The following is a 17,479-nucleotide window of genomic DNA, read 5'->3' on the forward strand; positions in this document are numbered from 1 at the left end:
GCATGCTAAAACCACGACTTCCTGTCGTAACACATGCATGATCCACATCCTGCGGGGTCTCAGTCCTCCGGCATCCTACCACAGGAGATGAGCACTTTCCGTAGTAATCAACTTCTGTCTATGATATTTTTAATTCAAAAATAACAATCTTTTGGAAAAGAGCAAAAAAAAACATCACTATCATAAAGTGATGTTTTTTTATATCAATAAATTTTCTTCTAGAAAATTGTATATATTATCAACTAGTTCCGTCGGAGTCTCCCCCGTTATAACTTCCCCTTCAACCAATGCAAAAAGTGATAAGCTACATTTTCCACAGTATCCCAGGCATCCGTATTCCAATACATCTAGATTCGGATCACGTTCAAGCTGCTCTAATGCTTTTTGGGCACCGTTTGCTAGGTTTTTAATACAAAATTCAACTAATGGTCTCAATTTTTTTCACTCCTTGCTCCTCATAAAGTTACTCTTTTTTTAAAAAAAGGTCAATCATTTTAGATTTATTAGGAACAAGGTTTATTTTACTAAGTAAGACGTTGTTATTTCATCTCAAAATATATATAATATAATTGTCGAAAATTAGAAAAATTATTTTTATTTATTGCTAATAAAACAAAAGGGGAACAACAACTATGAAAAACCTCGTATTACTAGGTGGCGGATATGGAAATGTTCGTGTTTTATCTCGATTATTAACATCAGCCTTACCTGAGGACGTTCATATCACACTAATTGATCGGAATTCTTTTCACTGCTTTAAAACTGAATACTATGCATTAGTTGCTGGTACAGTACCAGAGCAGCATATCCGAATTCCATTTCCAACTCATGAAAAATTAACTGTTGTATATGGGGATATTACAACAATTGATACATCAAACAAACAAGTGATATTAAACAATGGTAAAACAGTATCATATGATGATTTAGTGATTGGTCTAGGTTGTGAAGATAAATATCACAACGTACCAGGTGCACAAGAGCATACTTATAGTATTCAAACTATTGAAAACACAAGAATTGCTTATGAAAATGTAAATAGTCTCCCTCCTAACTCTGTAGTTGGTGTTGTTGGTGCTGGTTTAAGTGGTGTAGAAGTTGCAAGTGAATTAAGAGAAAGCAGAAGCGATTTAAAGATTTTACTATTCGATCGCGGAAGTAGAATTCTATCCATGTTTCCAGAGAAGCTTAGCCATTATGTTCAAAAATGGTTTGACGAGCACGACGTAAAAATTATTAGTAATTCAAATATTACTAAGGTTGAACAGAATACTTTATTCAACCATGATGATGAAATTCATTGTGATGCTGTTATTTGGACTGCTGGAATCCAACCAGTTGAAGTTGTTCGAAATCTAGATGTTGAAAAAGACAATAGTGGAAGAATTGTGATTACAAAATATCACCATATTCCAACAGATGAACATGTTTATGTAGTTGGAGATTGTGCAGCATTACCATATGCACCGTCTGCACAGCTTGCAGAAGCACAAGCAGAGCAAATTGTTACCATCTTACAAAAAAAATGGAATGGTGAACAACTGCCAGATGAAATGCCACAAATTAAATTAAAAGGTATTATGGGTTCTCTTGGTAAGAAACATGGTTTCGGTTTATTTAATGAACGTCCTCTATTAGGACGAGTACCAAGACTGATTAAGTCAGGTATCCTATGGTTATACAAATACCACAATGGTTGATCAACAAAAGACCCTTAGCGATTGCTAAGGGTCTTTTGTTCATTATTTATTGTTCAGTTTTATCTGAACGCATAACTTCTTTTACACTTTCGACCATACCTAAAAGTCTTGTAGCATCTGTCGGAATAACAAGTTTTGATGCAGTTCCATTTGCTACTTTTTCTAATGCTTCCATTGAACGTAATTGTACCATTTCTTTTGTAGGTGAAGCAGCTTTCCAAACATCTAATACTACTTGTTCACCGCGGGCTTTTGCTTCTGCAAGTTTTATGATTGCTTCAGCTTCCCCTTCTGCACGTAGAACTTGTGACTCTTTATCGCCTCGTGCTCTTTCAATTTGGCTTAATCGTTGTCCTTCAGCTTCAAGAATTTGAGATTGCTTTTCCCCTTCAGCTTTTAGGATTTTCGATTCCTTTTCACCTTGAGCGTTTAGTACTTTTTCACGACGAGTACGTTCTGCTTGCATTTGACGCTCCATCGCATTTTGGATATCAATCGGCGGAATAATATTACGAATCTCAACACGATTAACTTTCATTCCCCATTTATCTGTTGCTTGGTCAAGTATTGCACGTAGTTTATTATTAACCGTATCACGGCTTGTTAACGTTTCATCTAAATCTAATTCCCCAATTAAGTTACGTAATGTTGTTGCTGTTAAATTAGAGATTGCTGATAGCGGATTAGCAATTTCATACTCATGTCGAACAACGTCAGTAACTTGATAGAACACAACTGAATCCACTTGAATACTTACATTGTCTTTCGTAATCATTGATTGAGGTGGAAAATCCACAACTGTTTCACGTAATGTTTTTTTACTTGCAACTCTTTCTATAAATGGAACAACAATATGAATTCCACTCTCTAATTTACGATGGAATTTACCTAATCGTTCAACTAGATAAACTTCAGATTGACGTACAATTCTAATACTCGATAATAATAGTAATACGACGAATAAAACAATAATCCCTATAATAATTGGACCATATGGAATTTCAGACATAACCCACTTCTCCCCTGACTAAATATTTGTTACGTATAATGTTGCACCTTCTATTTTTGTTACAACAACCTTTTCACTTAATACTAATGGTTCGGTCGAGCGAATAGTCCACTCATCTCCATAAACTTTTGTAGTGCCTAATGTATCATCTGTCAATTCAATCGATGAAACAATTACTTCCTTACCAAGTAAAGAGTTCACACCATTTTCTATCGTTTTATGTTGATGTATTCTCTTAGCAAAATTCTTCGTACTTAACCAAAGAATAAGCGCACTTATTATAAAAGTAATAAAAGTTAAGATGATCGAGTCAGTTAAATAACTTACGATTGCTGCTAAAATACAAGCGATTCCAATCCATAAAAAAACAAATGTAATTGAAAACATTTCTATAATAACTAATATAACGCCAATTACAAACAAGCTAATTGCGACCATACCACCCCTCCTCACAGTCTATATATATGCCAAATTTTGTAATTTATCTTTCACTTATATTCTAACATGTAAATTAGTCCAATTTACATAGAAATCTTGAACATTATTAAAACTACATTAAAAAACCTCCTTATTTGCATAAAGAGGTAACAAAATTATTGTTCAATTGCTTGATATACGTCTTTCAGTTTTGGATTCCCTTCTCCAACCACTGTTCCATTTACCAACACGACTGGGTAGAAATATTCATCATTTCTAACTCTTTCTGCAAAATCTTCTTTTTCGTTATCATCAACATTAAAAATATCGATATATTGAAAATCAAATGCTATGTCAGGATACTTTCTTTGTAGTGCTGCTTGAAGCCATTCAAATGTTTCGATTGAAGATGGCATTCCTACACAACTTGCACAAATAACTTCAGCCCCAAAAACTTCCACTAAAATTTTATTACTCATTTTCTCCTCCTAGCATACAATAACTGTGTGTCCTAAAAATTAAAACAACACAAAGTACTCTGTAATAGATTTTTTCCTCTTAACTGATTATAATAAAATTAGTGAAAGGAGTCGATAAGTATGGACATGAAAGAACAAGTACAAGAAGTATTAGATAAATTAAGACCATTTCTTCTTCGCGATGGTGGAGACGTTGATTTAGTTGATATTGAGGATGGTATTGTTAAACTACGCCTTTTAGGTGCATGTGGAAGCTGCCCAAGTTCAACGATTACCTTAAAAGCTGGTATTGAACGTGCTCTATTAGAAGAGGTACCTGGCGTAATTGAAGTAGAGCAAGTATTCTAATTCAATTAAAAAAAGAGAAGGGATATTATCCCTTCTCTTTTTTACTTTAACCAATTAATTTCTCTAATTCCTAGTTTAGCTATTGGCAGACCTATCATTTCATAGAAGTTACCTAAAAAAGATTCAAACTCACTTGTCGTTTCTAAATAATGTACTAGCTTACGTTCATGCCTTTTTCGATCCGCATCTGTCTTAGATAAATAATAACCTTCAATCGTTTCAAAATAATGTACTGGGAACAGAAGTCTTGCATACAAAAGTCGCCAAGAAAATGTTGATAGTGGACTTTTCTTTTCATAACTATACAAAAATGATAGTATTTTTTTTCGATAATTTCCGCCACTGTTTTCTAAATACTCATCCCTAACCCACTCTGCCAAATCCCTTGAAGGATGATCATAAATCCATTCTGTAGGTATTTTTGCAAAATGTATTTCTTTCATTTTTCTCTCAGCCATTTTTTGGTGACATATCGTCGCAGAATCAACAATTTGAGGTGTGTCATCTAATTCTGTATCAACAACATACTGAATCGCATTCTCTGTCATTCCAAGATAGTACGGAAATGATTCGATGAAGGTTTGTTCAAAATAATTTTCAGGGTGACTATTCACCTTATTTTGCCAAAATCTTTCTAACTGCTCTAAGCGTTTTTCCCATAAAGACTTCCATTGGCCAATTCTTTTCAATTGCTTTAAATCCTCGCTATACTTTTTACCGCGTAAATGAAAAACTGCTAATTCTTCTCCGAAGTTCGTGCTTGTGCTTCGATCACTTTGACGAAAACTTTTAAATAAAGAATAATTACTGCCAGCAATTTTACTTACATAATACCCCTGAACATTTTGAACAAAAGTTGCAACTGTTTGATCCCCTGTTGTGCTCATAAAATCACTCAATCGTTTCATTTCCTGTAAATCATCTTCTTTTAAATTTCCAATTGGCACAAGAAAATACACTCTATTCCTCTGCCAAAACATGTAATATGACTGAACTGACAGAAGCTCAGCTGGTTGAATTTGATAATGATGAAACAAATCTTGAATGATGTTTTGATTTCTAATAAACATCATCACTCACATCCTTTAAATTACTACTTATTAATGTATATGTCACAAACCCAAAAACCTGTACCCATACTTTTCACTTTAAAACATAAACCGAATGACCCTTCACAAAAATGTGCAAATTGACGTATAAATATAGAAAGGTGGAGGCGACTGATTAGCTCCGACAAGCATAAGACGAAAACCAGTAAAGGTGCTTTTTACCTTTAATGGGGTTTGGCTTATGACCTCGAGGAGCTAGGAGCCGGAACTAGACAAATAGAAAAGTGGAAGGCGTTCGCTCAGCCCCGACAAGCATAAGACAAGGACCGGAAAGGTTGCTCTTTAACCTTTATTGGGCTTTGGCTTATGACCTCGAGGGGCTAACGCCTGGAACTAGACATACTGAAAAGGTGGAGGCGACTGGTTAGCTGCGACAAGCTTAAGACAAAAACCAGATTGTTCATCATAAATCAAGAAAACCTTTACTATCGTTTTTCGTAAAGGATTGGTAAGAACTAACATAGAAAAAAAGCTATAAAGATCCTCAAAAATTGAAAACATATCAAGAGTTAGATTCGGAAGAAACTATTCGAAATTTGTTTATTTAAGTGATTAGAAATATGGCTGGAACCCCTTAAATGTAAATTTTTTATATAAATTGAGTTCATTTTGATGATTAACATTTTTTTATAAAGGGGAATTATGTTCAATCTAGAATCATATATATTTAAACCTCTGTTTAATTAAAAAATTGGCTCTTTATCCTTGCATATTTCTAATCGTTTCAGTAGTTCATTCAATTTTAGTTACATTCCCACTAAATAAATTAATTGATAAGGAAAAGGTGATGAAATGGAATTTTTAAATCACGATCTAGAGAAGACTGCACTATCATTATTAGAAAAAAGAGGTGTAACGCTAGATGATATTGCCGATTTAGTTTATTTTTTACAGAGTAAATATCATGATGATTTATCGATGGAAGAGTGTTTACACAATGTTAAAAGGGTCTTAACAAAGCGTGAAATACAAAATGCCGTCATTACCGGTATTGAGTTAGATATATTAGGTGAGCAAAATAAATTACAGGAGCCTTTATTATCCATTATTAAGAGAGATGAAGGTTTATACGGAATAGACGAAATCATTGCCCTTTCCATTGTAAATGTTTACGGGTCGATTGGTTTTACGAATTATGGTTATATCGATAAAATGAAACCTGGCATTTTAGAAAGATTAAATGATAAATCAACTGGTATGGTTCATACGTTTCTAGATGACATTGTTGGTGCAATTGCCGCTGCAGCATCTAGCAGATTGGCTCATCGTGCAGCTCATAAAAACTCCGATGAACGTAAAGGTGATAAATAAAAAAACATAAAGCACTCGGCTAATAAGCTGAGTGCTTTTCCATTTTGAAACGGTCGTTATCAGAGCTTTTATTAAATATATTGTAACCATTCTTCTAATGAGTGAACTGAATAAGTAGGTTGCTTTTCATAATTAGCTAACATTTCTTTCGTCGTTACACCCGTATGTACAAGTAAAGTATCTATACCAGTATGAATTCCAGCCAAAATATCGGTATCGTAATAATCACCAACCATTAGCGTATCTTCTTTTGGTACTCCTAGTACTTTTAGTGCTTGTTCCATAATAATTGATTCAGGTTTACCGATAAAAATTGGTTTGACCGTCGTAGAAACTGCAATCACAGATGTTAATGATCCATTTCCAGGTAATAGTCCTCTTTCAGTTGGAAGTGCAATATCGCCATTTGTAGAAATAAATGTAGCACCATTTCTAACTGCTAGACACGCTTTCGCTAATTTCTCATAATTGATATCTCGATCTAGACCACTTACAACAAAATCTGGTTGATCATCAGTAATTCTTAGGCCAACTTCCTCCAAAGCAAATGTTAGCCCCTCTTCACCAATCATATAGACTGATGCATTTTCTTTTTGTTCTTTTATATAATTAGCTGTTGCGTTACTTGTTGTAAATACTTGTTCCTTTGTCGTAGGAATATTAAAGCGATTAAGTTTATCTGCAACTTGTTCTGGTTTACGTGTAGAATTATTTGTTACAAATAAATAAGGAATTCCTTTTTCTTTTAATGCTTCAATAAAACGACTAGCTTCTTCAATTTGTTCTTCACCACGATACATGGTACCGTCTAAGTCAATTAAATATCCTTTATACTGCTTCATGTTGACACTCCTTCAATCCTCTTAAAGAACGTTTATTTCTCTTTGTCGCTACTAAAGGCATTTACGACACCAAGCTCTTTATTTAAATAAGTATGTACTGCAATTGGAAATGCTTTGTATGCACTAATATTTTCTACAAAAGTAGACATGATAGTTTCTGTAGTTGATGTTGTATAATCTTGTAATAAATGCTTACGAATCGGTATTAGTTTTTTAATTGCCTCACCTAATTCTTTCGTAATTACTTTTTCATCCATTAATATATCAACAATGTCATCATAACTACCAGGATCCCTCATGATGAATCCGTCAATCATTGCATTACCAATATCTAAAATACTGTCGATAAAAAGTTGCGTCATTCTTTCAAATGCGAGCACCTCAGTTTGATTACTTGGTTTACTATTTGAATCATAATAATTAAGCATTGAGTTGAATACTTCTATTCGATCAATAATACTTTGACGATTAATAAAGTACATATGTACACTTCCTTCTCAATTCTATCTTCTACATTTTATGAACATATATTTATTTTATAGCTAAATTCGAAAAAAATCGACATCAATGAAAGCGTTTCTGCTCGATATTTGATATAGTAGATAGGTAAATGATTGGGACCCGACAGTTAATCTGTTGAACTTTGTAGTTAAAACAGCATCATATTATGTTTACTCAAATTGAAAATCCCATCAAAAATTTAAAAATTTTAAGAAACTATATTGAATGATAATATTGGGGGTAACGAATAATGAGTGAGCGTTTTTTCTTATACGATGATGTAACTCAAGCGAAAACAAGATTTTTAAGCTTTATGGGAGAAGAAGAAAGGCATGACCTTGCTTTAATTTATTCTGATCGTCATTACGGAAAAGTTATTGTATTAGACATACAAAGTAACCGTTTTGCAATTATTGGATCAGATGATTTAAAAGAGGAAGGTTATTTAGAATTTGCTTTTGGAATCACAGAACAAAAAGCCGCAGAGTTATTAGATTTCCTAACTGAAGTAATTTATTAATTTAGATTTTTTTTGTGGATAACCTAAAACGAATTGAAAAAGAGTGGATAACAATTAAAGTTGTCCACTCTTTTTGTGATTAAGTTCTAACTTATACACAAACTAATCTCATTCTTTATACTTATCCACATGATTTTTACTATTTAAAAAAATCTAAAAATAATTATCCACAGTCTCATAAAATAAAAAATTGATGGGTCATCCCCACCAATTAGTTTTTAATCTTTTTTAGGACAAAATATTTACATCCAAAATTGCAGTATTCATAAATATATTCACGCAATGTACTAATTTTAGAATCATATGGTACATTTTTTTGTGAGTCATCAAAAAATCCTCTTAAGCGTAATTGCTCATATCCCCAGTCGCCTACGATATAATCATACTTCGAAAGGATTTCTGCATATCTCGCTTTAAAAGCTTCTTCATTAAAGCCTTCACGATAGTCTTCAACAATTTCATAACAAATATTTTGTATGCAAACCATAATATTTCTCCTTCCTTATACTCCCATAAATATGTAATCATCTTATTTGGCATACTAATTTTACAATCCTAATAAAAGGTGGTTTTACGTATGCGCAAAATTTTAGTTTGTCTTATCACTTTATCATTTTTAGGTGGTTGTTCATTTGGTCCAAGTAAATCCAGACAATTTGAATATGAGGATACTGCTTATAAAGATGAGCAAAGAACAAATACACCTAAAAAGTTAAATACAGCACCAATGGAACTCGGTGATGTTAACAATAATGAAGAATCTTCTTACAAAGATTATGGCTTTTCTAGGCTACAAAAGCAAGAGGTTTCAGGTAGAGATGGCGAATATACTTTAAAAATCGATAAACAGGAAGTTGCAAAATTTATTTCTTATTTAGAGGTTAAACTCCCTTCAGTTGATGATGCTGCTACATTTGTAACTGATCAAGAAGTCTTTATCGCTTATAGCACACATGATGATCAGAACAAAGTTAGACATCAAGTTGAAAAAACAGCCCGCTCTGCTTTGCCTAGTTACTACCATATTTACACTTCAAACAGAGTAGAAAATTTTAATAACATTGAAGAACTTCAAAAATATGGTGATTTAACAGACGCACAATTAGAGGAAAAAATTAAATTCTTAGCAGAAGGATTCGATGTTGATAAACAAAGCTTACATTTCGATAAAATGTCTAATGATCCACATTAATATCAATTTGAAAAAGCACTAGCGCGAGCTAGTGCTTTTCAAATTTAAAGAATATAAAAATGCCTGTCTTAAAAGCATTTAGTGTTAGCTAGTGCTGCTTTTTATTGTGCCTGTTTAGCTGATTGAACTTGCTCATCAGCATGGTAAGAAGAACGAACTAATGGTCCAGATTCACAGTGTGAGAATCCTTTTCCAAGTGCAACCTCTTTAAGCGCTGCAAATTCGTCAGGCGTGTAATATTTCTTAACTGGTAAATGATTTTTCGTTGGTTGTAAATATTGTCCAAGCGTAATAATATTTACACCTGCAGCACGTAAATCATCCATTGCTTCATAAAGTTGCTCATTTGTTTCGCCTAGACCAAGCATGATACTTGATTTAGTTGGAATATCTGGATTAATTTCTTTGGCTCTACGTAAAAATTCAAGTGATCTTTCATAAGTTGCTCTTGCACGTACACGTGGTGTTAAGTCACGAACAGTTTCAATATTATGATTCATAATATCTGGCTTAGCGTCCATTAACATTTTTAGATTTTCAAATTTACCACCCATGTCAGAAGGTAATACTTCAATTGTAGTAAAAGGATTTGCTTTTCTTACTTCTTTAACGGTTTCAGCAAATACCGCTGCTCCACCATCTCTTAAATCATCACGTGCAACTGCAGTAATAACTACGTGTTTTAAATTCATTTGTGTAACTGATTCTGCAACACGTACTGGCTCTTGTAAATCCAGTTCAGTTGGTAGGCCTGTTTTAACTGCGCAGAAACGGCAAGCTCGCGTACAGATTGCTCCTAAAATCATGAATGTAGCAGTTTTTCTTACTGCCCAGCATTCGTGGATATTTGGACAACGAGCTTCTTCACATACTGTGTGAAGATTTTTAGAACGCATCATCTTTTTTAAATCAGTATACGTTTCATTGGTGTTTAATTTTATTTTTAGCCATTCAGGCTTTCTCAAATACTCTTCTTTTTTTGATGCCATTTGAAATTCCTCCAACGTTTATCGTTTACGACATATTTCAATATCAATTCCAATATTACTATATATTACTACATTTTTCACAGAGATGAAAAACTTTCGTCTATATCTCCCTATAATTTCCATCTATGAAAGTCGTTCCTTTAACCAAACTAAAGAAGAAAATCTAATTAAGGGATGATGGTTTTGAAAAAAATAATTGTACTCTTTTGTATGGTGGTTATCTTCATAACACCATCATTTGCAGGTGCTGAGGAAATTGACCAGGCAAAGTTAGACCTGGAACGAATGTCATTATATAAAAAGGGCGAAGCATTAACTTTTATTCCGTGGTACTTTTTCGCAGCAATTGATACATATGAGCGAAACGTCCGAAGTGTAAGAAATGATATTCCTAAACGTGAAAATGGCGTACTTTCAATTTATATTAAGCCTGAAGACTGGAGCGGATTAGTCAATCCAATTAAAGAAGACACTTACCTCCCAACCATTCATTTATTTGGTGGAATAGGAATGGATGGCAATAATGATGGTAAAGCCTCAATCCAAGATGACGAAGATTTATTATTTGCATTCATACATCGTTTGCATTTCTACGGACCTTCAAGGCAGTATATTAGAATGATGTTATGGGATTATTACCAAAGAGCGATTACTGTCGATATAATTGATGAATATGCACGTATATATCAATACTATGGAAAGCTTAATATTACAGGAAATGCTTTCCCACTACCAATCCGTAGTGAACATAGTTATCGAAGTACTTGGGGTGCTCCACGTAGCTTTGGTGGACGAAGAGTACATGAAGGGACAGATATTTTCGCAAACTATGGTACACCTGTAAGAGCAACCTGCTATGGCGTTATTGAAACAAAAGGTTGGAACCGTATTGGTGGGTGGAGAATTGGAATTCGTGACTTAAATAATAACTATCATTACTATGCACATTTAGGTGGATTTAATAAAGAAATACTCAAGGGCCAGGTAGTAGAGCCCGGAACAATTATTGGCTATGTGGGCAGTACTGGTTACGGTCCACCCGGAACATCAGGTAAATTCCCTCCACATTTACATTACGGAATTTACAAGGATAATGGTTACTCGGAATGGTCTTATGATCCTTTTCCAAGGCTTCGATTATGGGAAAGACAAGATCGAATAGCAAGGAAAAGTAGTTGATCAAAATAAAAAGCAGACATTGTAGTGTCTGCTTTTATTTTTTATTAGTCGTATTAGGCGTCGTTTGATTCGGAGCAAAAGGAATATAGCTTGGAACTTCCCCGTCAATAATCTCAGATGCAATCGGCACTTGAACTTTAACCTTTGTCGATTTGGACGTAAATGGAATAATGACATTCATATTTACTTCAACATTCATGATAATTTCTACGACTGAATTATCAAATCCAAATGGCTTTACCTCTTGTGATACATTCGCAACCGCATCACCTACTACTGAGAATCGAACTGGAATTGTAGGTCCAAGTTTACCTAATAATACGGTGTTTGTCATGACCCCAATAGGTACGTCAATATAAAATCCATCATTATCACTTTTCATCTTCTTTAACTCAGATTTAGATAAAGATAAAAATGAAAGATCTCCTTGTTCAACTCTTCGAATATTCTCTTCAACATTACTTGTCGTTGAACCAATTATTTTATTGATTAAATAAGTATTTGTACTAATGACTGTTTTTCCATTTTGATCAACATCACGAATAATAATATCCTGCCCTTCTAGTTCTTTTGAAGCTGATTCATAAGCTTCATTTATGACAAGATTGGCAATTCGTTTTGTTTGTTTTTCTGAATACTTTAAAATTGTAGGAGAAAAAATCTTATCAATTTTCCAAAATCCATAGCATCCAAAAATAAGTAATATCAGGATAATGACGACATACTTATTAGGTAGCTTTTTTCGAAATGATTGTAAAACTGGAACTGAATGAAAAGAATTGGATTTAAAAAAACTCTGGGATTTTCTTTTCGTAATAAATCTATTTCCTGGAACACGTTTGTATTTAAATTTTTTCATCCGGAACCATGCCCCCCTATTAAATGGGTATGCATGTCATGGCATGTTCATTCATCTTCTCTTCCAAACAAAAAAGATGTTCCATCTTTACTGGAACATCTTTTTATTGAAATACTCTTTGTTTTAAAGTTGTATCACATTCTGTAATTAATAAATGCAGGTCATCAAACAAATTCACTTCGTATGGAATACTTACTTCATATCCATTTTCCTCGATAATACGGATAATTGGACGATCAGTTGATGCTGCATTTTGTCTGGCAACAATTCCACGACGACCATCATTTAATTGAACAGTTAGTCCTGTAGGATAAATCGATAATGAATCTCTGAATAATCGGACTAATTTTGCGTCAAATAACTTATGACTACCACTGTATAAAAGCTCTAATCCTTCGTGAGGTAACATCGCTTTTCTATATACTCTGTTAGAAGTAACCGCATCAAAAACATCCGAAATTGCTATAATTTTAGAGTACAAATGCATTACTTCTCCAGATATCCCTTTTGGATAACCGCTTCCATTTATTCGTTCATGATGTTGTAGCGCACAAATCGCCACAACTGAATGAATATTAGGAACCTCTCTAAGAATTTCATATCCAGCAGTCGTATGTTTTTTAATTAATTCATACTCTTCTTCTGTTAAACGTTCTGGCTTATCTAAAATTTGATTCGGTACCACCATTTTGCCTACATCATGTAACAGTGCCCCAAGACCTAATAAATCTAATTGACTTTTATTTAACCCTAATTTCGTTCCAATTGCTAGTGAGTACATTGTTACATTTAATGAGTGCGTAAATACATACTCATCATAAGAAAATACGTCCGTTAATAGTGAAAGCATATCATTGTTATTCTTTAATTCTTTTAACAATGATTCAATTATGCCTTTTAATTCAGGAGCCGACTTTTCTAGTGAAAGCCATCTAAGATGAAGCTCTTCATTTTTAAATTTTACAAAAGCATCTTCAATTTTTTTGGTACTCTCAATTCTAAGCTCGTCTGAAATAGTAGAGTCTAATTCTAAGCCATCAGAAAGAGGATCGTGAATGAAGACATAGGATATACCTAACTTATGCAGACGATTAATCATCATCACTGTTAAAGGAACATTAGCATTAACTAAGATTTTTCCCTGATCATTATAAATTGGCTTACCTAAAAGTGTGCCTGGAACAAGAGTTGAAGTCACGACAATTCTCATAATTTTCTCCCTGATATACTTTTTATTAAATATATGGTTCCTCAGATGAGTATATTCGTGATGTCATTTCTTAATAAGAATCTAGTTGTATTTTAGCACCTGAATAGATTTTTCTACTTTTTCTGACTATATATTACTTTATTATACTATTTATAACGGTTAAATTGTGAAAAAATTAAGCCACTAAACAAAATTTAGTGGCTGATTTTATAACATTTTTAATAATGCTTCCCTTCCAATCATACCTTTTTGAATCCCGAGTCTTTCGGCTTCAACTGTAATTGATTCTAAAGGGGCATTTAATAACTCTTCAATTGTTTTGACTCCGACTGCTCGACCGGCAATAATTTTACGATCAAGAAGCCTTTCATTTAAAAGTGCGACATCTAAAGCCCCACACATGATATACCCTTTATCATTCATAACGACTAATAAAGTAGTTTTTGGAAGAAGGACAGTTACCGCATTAAATGTATGATCCTCAATCTTAATAGGTGTTAATTGAATCAAGTTCACCGCTCCTTTCTCATTCTAAAATATGAGAAGAATTTAATTAATGAACCTGTCTACCATACAAATTTACATACTTTTTACAGCCCAAAGTAACACGTCTCGAATGAATTCAGGCATATAGTATTTTTTATTTTTCGCTGCACTTATTTGAGGAAAAAACTTTCCGAAAGTAAATAAATCTAATGTACCTAACTTATAGTTTCTAGATAAATCTAACATTTCACCATTAATAAATATATCTTCACGGTAAAAATGTCGTTTTACATGCCTATTTACGATTGTGACTCCATCGTATACCATCATCCCAATCACCTTACCCCTAAATCCAAAACCCTTCATTTTTAAATGCACCAGTTCTTTTTCTTCCCCACGGTTGATTACTTCTAGTAATTCAGCACCAGTTAAATAAACTGTACATGGATTGATCGGATGTGGACAAATACGATGAATATGCCCCTTCGTCACTACGCCTCTATTTAGACCATCAAGTAAAATCCCAGCATTAATCAAACTAATATCAGCATCAGTCCACTGCTTTAAAGAATTAGCTAAAATTTTTGGGAGTAAACTTTCTTTAAACCAGTTTGTTGGTAAGTTTTTTGGAAGTAGAGCTGTAGGTTCACTAAGAATTTCTTCGCTCATTCTCATTAAATATGCTAAATAATGGCTTGTTGATTCATCTTGGTAATGTTTCGGTATATTATGTATTTCTATAACCGATGCAGTTTTATTGATTATTTGTTTCGTCTGTTTGTTTACAGTCAACAAAACTTCACCAAGATAATTACCATGTTTGCCGGTACCACATAATAATGTATTTTCTACATATTCTCCGTTCGGTAGCAGATGATGTGTATGAGCGCCAAGTATCACATCGATTCCCTGGAATTGTTTTGCCATCATTTGATCTATTTTTAACCCTAAATGTGAAAGTACGATAACTATATCCGATTGTTCAGTAACAATTGGAAGTATTTGCTCCAAACTTTCTATAGGGTCTTGAATACTCCAGCCAAGACATTCATAAAATACTGGATAAGAAATTGTTAATCCAATGACACCAATTTTCAAGCCATTTTTTTCATAAATTTCATACTGCTTACTGAATGATTTTGAATGTTCCTCTTTAATCGCTAAATTACTTACTAAAACGTCAAAACTCGCATTCTCATATAATTTGAGTAAATCCTCTTTTGCTAAAGTAATCCCTTCATTATTACCGATCGTAACTGCATCAAACTCCGCTTCATTTAATAGATTAACATTCCCTTTTCCTATAGTTGCTTCAGAAATCGGATGAAAACGGTCGACGAAGTCTCCAATATCAAAGGTTAGAGATTCTTCACGATTTACTCTAGCAAGTTCCCTTTTCGACTTTAATAACCCCACAATTGTTGGCCAAGTTTCAAAGTGACTATGAATGTCATTTGTATGGAACAATCGAATTTTTTTTGTTTGATTTGTCTCCATTGTCCCACCCCTTTTCTATATATTTTCAATCATTAATTTAACACCATAGAATAATAATACAAATCGTAAAATGAATGAGACTGTTTCAGATTTTAATTTTTGATTAATGAGTGCACCAAGTTTTCCACCAACCCAGGCACCCGGTATTAACAAAAGTACATAATAAAAATTAACTGCACCGATCAACAAATACGAAATAGAGCTACCAATTGTCGTGAACATTACGACAAACATAGATGTTGCAATTGCTAATTGAGGTGGGAAGCCAAATAAAAAAGCCATCATTGGAACTAACATGACACCTCCACCTATCCCAAACAATCCTGAGATTAAACCAACTATTCCAGAAAGCCCTATCGCTAGTGGAAGATTATAACTATATGTATATGCTTCACCTTGATCATTTGTATATGTTTGAATAATACCTTTATGAATCTCTTTTGGTTTTTTCTTAAATTTTGAAGATACGAATAAAAATAACGAGATACAAACTAATAATATCCCGAAAAACAATTTAAATCGCTCCGTATTTAGCAATGTATTTATATATGAACCAAGTAAACTCCCTGGTACACTTCCTATCATAAATAATAATCCACTTTTAAAATCAATTCTCTTTTGCTTACGATATGCAAAGGTAGATGATAAGGATGAAAATACGATTGTAATAAGCGATGTTCCTACTGCAATTTGAATCGGAACCGTAGAAAAAACAGGTAAAATACGGTCAATATTTAGAAGCATTGGGACAATGATAATTCCTCCACCTAACCCGAATAGCGACCCAAAAGTCCCAGCTGCTAATCCTATACTGATTAGTATAAGGATTTGTAAAATAAATTCCAAACAATCATTCTCCCTTTCTGACAACTCTATGTATGATAATGTTTAAAGTTTAACACAAAAAAACTCGGATTTCTCCGAGTTGAATTTTTTGGAAACCAATTCAGTGCGTAATTTCGAATGTTATTCTTTATGTTAGCAAAAAGTATTTCTACTAAATTAACTACAAGAAAATTGTGGATGTGTATTTCACAAAAACTATCGCTTTTTTATTTTTTTAATACACCTAAATATTCTTTCCATGGTCCCACATCTGCTCTATAACTCTCTGCCATAACCCTTACAATTTGACTTATATGAGTTAAATCATGAACTACCCAAGTAGACAGTAATTCTCTTAACTTAACGATGCCAAATTCAGGATGGACTCCGGTTAACTCAAGATCTAGTTCGGGTTTATTAAGCAATTGTAGTTTTGTAATATTTTTTATTCTAATCGTCTTAAATTCAAGCAATTTATCATCTATGAACCTATCATTTTTTTCATTTAAGTGTGAATACCGGTTAAATGTTGGAAAAGGTTTATTTTCACCCTCATTCAAAATACAATTTAACCTCACCATCCAATTTGTTTTCTCTCCTTCTATGAGGTGATCAATCACTTCCGAAACATTCCATGTATCTTGGCCTTCATTACTATGTAACCATCTATTCGATAACCCTGATAAAAAATACTCTAACGTTTGTGGTGTACGTTCTAATACCTCGATCGCTTCTTTAAGAATAAAATTCATTTAACCGCTCCTTTCTTTCATTAATAAAATCTATGTACTATAAAACTCTATTAGGAATCCACCTGTCTTATTTTATTTCATCTTTTCATTACAGTTTACCTTCTTCGTTTCAAAAATGAATTTATACATCTTATGAACAAACTTAAGTTAAGAAACAAAAAAAGACGAACAAAAAAGTTCGTCTTTTTTACTACATTAAAATAATTAACCAATCAAACCTTCCATCTGCAACTTAATTCATTATAAAGTAGAAT

At 33.3% G+C, this 17,479-nt stretch carries 21 protein-coding genes; 6 read left to right on the forward strand and 15 right to left on the reverse strand.

The features are described 5' to 3' along the window. Positions 1 to 198: 198 nt before the first annotated feature. Positions 199 to 435 carry a YuzB family protein gene (locus V7056_RS01755; protein ID WP_088000521.1) on the reverse strand — a complete coding sequence of 79 codons (237 nt, stop codon included), beginning with the start codon at positions 433 to 435 and terminating at the stop codon, positions 199 to 201. 197 nt (positions 436 to 632) lie between these two features. Between V7056_RS01755 and V7056_RS01760 the strand changes: the two genes are divergently transcribed. Beyond that, the gene (locus V7056_RS01760; RefSeq protein WP_499698725.1) at positions 633 to 1,700 is read left to right on the forward strand and encodes an NAD(P)/FAD-dependent oxidoreductase; all 1,068 of its coding nucleotides are present in this window, start codon (positions 633 to 635) and stop codon (positions 1,698 to 1,700) included. 46 nt (positions 1,701 to 1,746) lie between these two features. Here V7056_RS01760 and V7056_RS01765 read toward each other — a convergent pair whose 3' ends face one another. The 3 genes from V7056_RS01765 to V7056_RS01775 form a co-directional block, all read right to left on the reverse strand. Beyond that, the gene (locus V7056_RS01765; RefSeq protein ID WP_499698727.1) at positions 1,747 to 2,709 is read right to left on the reverse strand and encodes an SPFH domain-containing protein; all 963 of its coding nucleotides are present in this window, start codon (positions 2,707 to 2,709) and stop codon (positions 1,747 to 1,749) included. Positions 2,710 to 2,727: 18 nt separating this feature from the next. Beyond that, positions 2,728 to 3,147 (reverse strand): NfeD family protein, encoded by a 420-nt coding sequence (locus tag V7056_RS01770; protein ID WP_499698729.1) that lies wholly within the window; start codon positions 3,145 to 3,147, stop codon positions 2,728 to 2,730. A 155-nt stretch (positions 3,148 to 3,302) separates the two neighbouring features. After that, positions 3,303 to 3,605, reverse strand: coding sequence for a YuzD family protein (locus tag V7056_RS01775; protein ID WP_499698731.1), 303 nt, complete (start codon positions 3,603 to 3,605; stop codon positions 3,303 to 3,305). Positions 3,606 to 3,725: 120 nt separating this feature from the next. Here V7056_RS01775 and V7056_RS01780 point away from each other — a divergent pair, with 120 nt between their 5' ends. Beyond that, on the forward strand, positions 3,726 to 3,953 hold the full coding sequence (locus V7056_RS01780) for a NifU family protein (protein ID WP_025671774.1): 228 nt from the start codon (positions 3,726 to 3,728) through the stop codon (positions 3,951 to 3,953). Between the two features lie 41 nt (positions 3,954 to 3,994). Here V7056_RS01780 and yutH read toward each other — a convergent pair whose 3' ends face one another. Beyond that, complete coding sequence (yutH, locus tag V7056_RS01785) at positions 3,995 to 5,023, reverse strand: spore coat putative kinase YutH (RefSeq protein WP_499698733.1); 1,029 nt, start codon at positions 5,021 to 5,023, stop codon at positions 3,995 to 3,997. An 831-nt stretch (positions 5,024 to 5,854) separates the two neighbouring features. Here yutH and V7056_RS01790 point away from each other — a divergent pair. Then, positions 5,855 to 6,373: a phosphatidylglycerophosphatase A family protein gene (locus tag V7056_RS01790; RefSeq protein WP_499698735.1), complete on the forward strand. Its 519-nt coding sequence runs from the start codon at positions 5,855 to 5,857 to the stop codon at positions 6,371 to 6,373. 71 nt (positions 6,374 to 6,444) lie between these two features. Here V7056_RS01790 and nucF read toward each other — a convergent pair whose 3' ends face one another. After that, the gene (gene nucF, locus V7056_RS01795; RefSeq protein ID WP_499698737.1) at positions 6,445 to 7,215 is read right to left on the reverse strand and encodes a 5' nucleotidase NucF; all 771 of its coding nucleotides are present in this window, start codon (positions 7,213 to 7,215) and stop codon (positions 6,445 to 6,447) included. A 32-nt stretch (positions 7,216 to 7,247) separates the two neighbouring features. Further along, a complete protein-coding gene (locus V7056_RS01800; RefSeq protein ID WP_499698739.1) occupies positions 7,248 to 7,697 on the reverse strand; it encodes a DUF86 domain-containing protein in 450 nt (149 codons plus the stop codon). A 269-nt stretch (positions 7,698 to 7,966) separates the two neighbouring features. On the opposite strand from V7056_RS01800, the gene V7056_RS01805 reads away from it, so the two are divergent. Continuing rightward, a complete protein-coding gene (locus V7056_RS01805) occupies positions 7,967 to 8,236 on the forward strand; it encodes a DUF3055 domain-containing protein (protein WP_499698741.1) in 270 nt (89 codons plus the stop codon). A gap of 211 nt (positions 8,237 to 8,447) precedes the next feature. Here V7056_RS01805 and V7056_RS01810 read toward each other — a convergent pair whose 3' ends face one another. Next, positions 8,448 to 8,723, reverse strand: a complete 276-nt coding sequence (locus V7056_RS01810; RefSeq protein ID WP_499698743.1) for a YutD family protein — start codon at positions 8,721 to 8,723, stop codon at positions 8,448 to 8,450. A 90-nt stretch (positions 8,724 to 8,813) separates the two neighbouring features. Between V7056_RS01810 and V7056_RS01815 the strand changes: the two genes are divergently transcribed. Next, a complete protein-coding gene (locus V7056_RS01815) occupies positions 8,814 to 9,428 on the forward strand; it encodes a YhcN/YlaJ family sporulation lipoprotein (RefSeq protein ID WP_499698745.1) in 615 nt (204 codons plus the stop codon). A 101-nt stretch (positions 9,429 to 9,529) separates the two neighbouring features. Here V7056_RS01815 and lipA read toward each other — a convergent pair whose 3' ends face one another. Continuing rightward, a complete protein-coding gene (gene lipA, locus V7056_RS01820; RefSeq protein ID WP_499698747.1) occupies positions 9,530 to 10,417 on the reverse strand; it encodes a lipoyl synthase in 888 nt (295 codons plus the stop codon). Between the two features lie 177 nt (positions 10,418 to 10,594). Here lipA and V7056_RS01825 point away from each other — a divergent pair, with 177 nt between their 5' ends. After that, positions 10,595 to 11,596, forward strand: a complete 1,002-nt coding sequence (locus V7056_RS01825) for a M23 family metallopeptidase (protein ID WP_499698749.1) — start codon at positions 10,595 to 10,597, stop codon at positions 11,594 to 11,596. A gap of 34 nt (positions 11,597 to 11,630) precedes the next feature. Here V7056_RS01825 and yunB read toward each other — a convergent pair whose 3' ends face one another. The 6 genes from yunB to V7056_RS01855 all read right to left on the reverse strand — a co-directional run bounded on the left by yunB (position 11,631) and on the right by V7056_RS01855 (position 17,225). Continuing rightward, the gene (yunB, locus tag V7056_RS01830; protein ID WP_499698751.1) at positions 11,631 to 12,455 is read right to left on the reverse strand and encodes a sporulation protein YunB; all 825 of its coding nucleotides are present in this window, start codon (positions 12,453 to 12,455) and stop codon (positions 11,631 to 11,633) included. A 103-nt stretch (positions 12,456 to 12,558) separates the two neighbouring features. Continuing rightward, positions 12,559 to 13,665 (reverse strand): HD-GYP domain-containing protein, encoded by a 1,107-nt coding sequence (locus V7056_RS01835; RefSeq protein ID WP_499698753.1) that lies wholly within the window; start codon positions 13,663 to 13,665, stop codon positions 12,559 to 12,561. A 207-nt stretch (positions 13,666 to 13,872) separates the two neighbouring features. Further along, positions 13,873 to 14,175: a YunC family protein gene (locus V7056_RS01840; protein WP_088000554.1), complete on the reverse strand. Its 303-nt coding sequence runs from the start codon at positions 14,173 to 14,175 to the stop codon at positions 13,873 to 13,875. Between the two features lie 69 nt (positions 14,176 to 14,244). Beyond that, entirely contained in the window at positions 14,245 to 15,648 is a 1,404-nt protein-coding gene (locus V7056_RS01845) for a bifunctional metallophosphatase/5'-nucleotidase (protein WP_499698756.1), read from the reverse strand. 15 nt (positions 15,649 to 15,663) lie between these two features. Then, positions 15,664 to 16,494, reverse strand: a complete 831-nt coding sequence (locus tag V7056_RS01850; protein ID WP_499698758.1) for a sulfite exporter TauE/SafE family protein — start codon at positions 16,492 to 16,494, stop codon at positions 15,664 to 15,666. 206 nt (positions 16,495 to 16,700) lie between these two features. Beyond that, positions 16,701 to 17,225 (reverse strand): DinB family protein, encoded by a 525-nt coding sequence (locus tag V7056_RS01855; RefSeq protein ID WP_499698760.1) that lies wholly within the window; start codon positions 17,223 to 17,225, stop codon positions 16,701 to 16,703. Between the last annotated feature and the right edge of the window lie 254 nt (positions 17,226 to 17,479).

The organism is Bacillus sp. JJ664 (assembly GCF_036962205.1).
Classification (GTDB): Bacteria; Bacillota; Bacilli; order Bacillales; family Bacillaceae_G; genus Gottfriedia.